Source organism: Limosilactobacillus pontis DSM 8475 (assembly GCF_001435345.1).
GTDB classification, from domain to species: Bacteria; Bacillota; Bacilli; order Lactobacillales; family Lactobacillaceae; genus Limosilactobacillus; species Limosilactobacillus pontis.
The window spans coordinates 1-1,532 of the sequence record NZ_AZGO01000006.1 but is presented as its reverse complement, the minus strand read 5'-3'; the positions used below and the strand labels follow the sequence as shown (position 1 = coordinate 1,532).

Here is a 1,532-nt window from a genome sequence, read left to right as displayed (position 1 = left end):
GTGGCAACGTCCTATCCTCGCAGGGAGCGATCCCCCAACTACTTTCGGCGTGTTGAAGCTTAACTGCTGTGTTCGGCATGAGAACAGGTGTATCCTTCAAGCCATCATCACCACACTACCCTCACGGGTGAGAGCTTGTGCTCTCAAAACTAAACAATATCTAATCCCACCAACAAACCTAACCGCTTCTGCTTGGTTAAGTCCTCGACCGATTAGTAATGGTCCGCTCCATGCATCGCTGCACTTCCACTTCCATCCTATCTACCACATCATCTCTGTGGAGTCTTACTTCCATAAAGGAATGGGAAATCTCATCTTGAGGCGAGTTTCACACTTAGATGCTTTCAGCGTTTATCTCGTCCATACATAGCTACCCAGCGATGCTCCTGGCGGAACAACTGGTACACCAGCGGTATGTCCATCCCGGTCCTCTCGTACTAAGGACAGGTCCTCTCAAATTTCCTACGCCCGCGACGGATAGGGACCGAACTGTCTCACGACGTTCTGAACCCAGCTCGCGTACCGCTTTAATGGGCGAACAGCCCAACCCTTGGGACCGACTACAGCCCCAGGATGCGATGAGCCGACATCGAGGTGCCAAACCTCCCCGTCGATGTGGACTCTTGGGGGAGATAAGCCTGTTATCCCCAGGGTAGCTTTTATCCGTTGAGCGATGGCCCTTCCATGCGGAACCACCGGATCACTAAGCCCGACTTTCGTCCCTGCTCGACCTGTCTGTCTCGCAGTCAAGCTCGCTTGTGCCTTTACACTCTGCGAATGATTTCCAACCATTCTGAGCGAACCTTTGGGCGCCTCCGTTACCTTTTGGGAGGCGACCGCCCCAGTCAAACTGCCCACCTGACACTGTCTCCCAGCACGCTTAGTGCTGCGGGTTAGAGTGGTCATAATGCAAGGGTAGTATCCCACCAGCGCCTCCAGCGAAACTAGCGTTCCGCTTTCTACGGCTCCTACCTATCCTGTACAAGCAGTACAAACACTCAATATCAAGCTACAGTAAAGCTCCATGGGGTCTTTCCGTCCTGTCGCGGGTACCCTGCATCTTCACAGGGATTTCAATTTCACCGAGTCTCTCGTTGAGACAGTGCCCAGATCGTTACGCCTTTCGTGCGGGTCGGAACTTACCCGACAAGGAATTTCGCTACCTTAGGACCGTTATAGTTACGGCCGCCGTTTACTGGGGCTTCAATTCTGAGCTTCGCCGAAGCTAACCCATCCTTTTAACCTTCCAGCACCGGGCAGGCGTCAGCCCCTATACTTCATCTTACGATTTTGCAGAAACCTGTGTTTTTGATAAACAGTCGCCTGGGCCTTTTCACTGCGGCTGGCCTTGCGGCCAGCACCCCTTCTTCCGAAGTTACGGGGTCATTTTGCCGAGTTCCTTAACGAGAGTTCTCTCGCTCACCTTAGGATTCTCTCCTCGACTACCTGTGTCGGTTTGCGGTACGGGCAGTTAACTACTCACTAGAAGCTTTTCTCGGCAGTGTGACGTCAGCGACTTCGTTACTAAAAGT

The 1,532-nt window shown here is 52.8% G+C and carries 2 rRNA genes; both read right to left on the bottom strand.

From position 1 onward, the window contains the following. Positions 1 to 115: ribosomal RNA gene (rrf, locus tag FD34_RS00470) — 5S ribosomal RNA — on the bottom strand; the annotation flags it as partial. A gap of 77 nt (positions 116 to 192) precedes the next feature. Then, positions 193 to 1,532 (bottom strand): 23S ribosomal RNA (locus FD34_RS00465); the annotation flags it as partial.